The organism is Herbaspirillum sp. BH-1, assembly GCF_002870055.1.
GTDB classification, from domain to species: Bacteria; Pseudomonadota; Gammaproteobacteria; order Burkholderiales; family Burkholderiaceae_D; genus Herbaspirillum; species Herbaspirillum frisingense.
Genome location: NZ_PKOI01000045.1, coordinates 1 through 1420, shown reverse-complemented (window position 1 = coordinate 1420; position 1420 = coordinate 1). Strand labels below are relative to the sequence as shown.

The 1420-nt window shown below is 52.7% G+C and carries 1 protein-coding gene; it reads left to right on the top strand.

All coding sequences use genetic code 11. From position 1 onward, the window contains the following. The first annotated feature begins 81 nt into the window (after nucleotides 1-81). Complete coding sequence (locus HBH1_RS24710) at nucleotides 82-1410, top strand: IS4 family transposase (protein WP_102664752.1); 1329 nt, start codon at nucleotides 82-84, stop codon at nucleotides 1408-1410. The last annotated feature ends 10 nt before the right edge of the window (nucleotides 1411-1420 follow it).

Sequence of the window (1420 nt, the reverse complement as noted above, 5' to 3'; positions counted from 1 at the left end):
GTAATGCCGTTCAGTTAAGACTGAACGGCATTTTCTTTTGGTGGTTGTAAACGTTGGGCAAGGCTGTTAACCTGCGTCGCCATGTTTGATGACGCGATCCATTTTCTGGTTGAAGCACAGGAAGCGCCCGATTGGGACCGCCTAGGACAGAATCTGCCTTATGAGTGGATAGAGCAGGCGGTTGCCTATACGGGCCGGGCGAGTATTCGCCAGCGGCGATTGCCAGCAGAGCAAGTTGTATGGCTTGTGGTTGCACTGGCTCTTTATCGCCATCAATCGATCAGCGAGGTCGTTGATGAGCTTGACCTGGCACTACCCGATACCCAAGTACCGTTTGTTAGCAAGAGCGCGGTCGCGCAAGCCCGCCAGCGTCTGGGTTCAGCACCTTTAAAGACGCTTTTTGAGCTCTCAGCCCGGGCGTGGTTTGAGCAGGATCGCAAGCAGTATTTATTCAAGGGGCTGAGCCAGTTTGCACTGGATGGCACGACCTTGAGGGTGCACGATACACCCGAACTCCGATCTCATTTTGGGGCTCAGATTTATCCTAGTGGCCGCCTATCAAGCTACCCTCAGGTGCGCGGGGTAACACTCACATCGGTGCCAACGCATTTAATCCGTGACGCCTTGTTTGGTCCTTATGGCATCAATGAAATGCAGTATGCCAAGCAGCTACTGACGTCGATTCCAGATGATTCCCTGACCGTTCTTGATAAGGGGTTTTTGTCGGCGGAGATTCTTCACGGACTCACCGGCGCCGGTAGCAATCGGCACTTCATCATTCCTGCCAAGGCAAACACAAAATGGGAGGTGATCGGTGGTACGCAAGAAGACAGTGTGGTGGCCATGCGCGTATCCCCCCAGGCGCGAAAAAAATGTCCTGCATTGCCCGAAATGTGGCAAGCAAGGCTAGTCACCGTCATTGATCAGAGCGCTCGGAAACACCTATTGTTGACGTCCTTACTCGATGGCAAACGCTACAAGGCCGCCGATATTGCTGCTTGTTATACGCGTCGCTGGCAGGTAGAAACCAGCTATCGAGAACTCAAGCAAGGCATGCTGGGAATGGCGCTAACACTGCGCAGCAAGACCGTTGATGGTGTCTATCAGGAAATATGGGGTGCGCTTACTGCGTATAACTTGGTCAGACTTGAAATCGCCAAGGCTGCACTCAGCGTTAAATGTGAACCGACCGAGATCAGCTTTATCCGAGCATTTCATTTGATCCAGTACGAATTACACTGGCTCGCCATCACGCGGGCGCAGGGCAAGCTGCCAACGCTCTTGCAAAGACTCCGACAAAGACTGGTTACTCTGCTCAATGAAGAACGGTCCGGTCGACAATTCGACCGGACCGTGAAAGCCCCACCTCAGCGATATACCGTTCGCGTGATCAAAAAAGATCTTAACTGAACGGCATTAC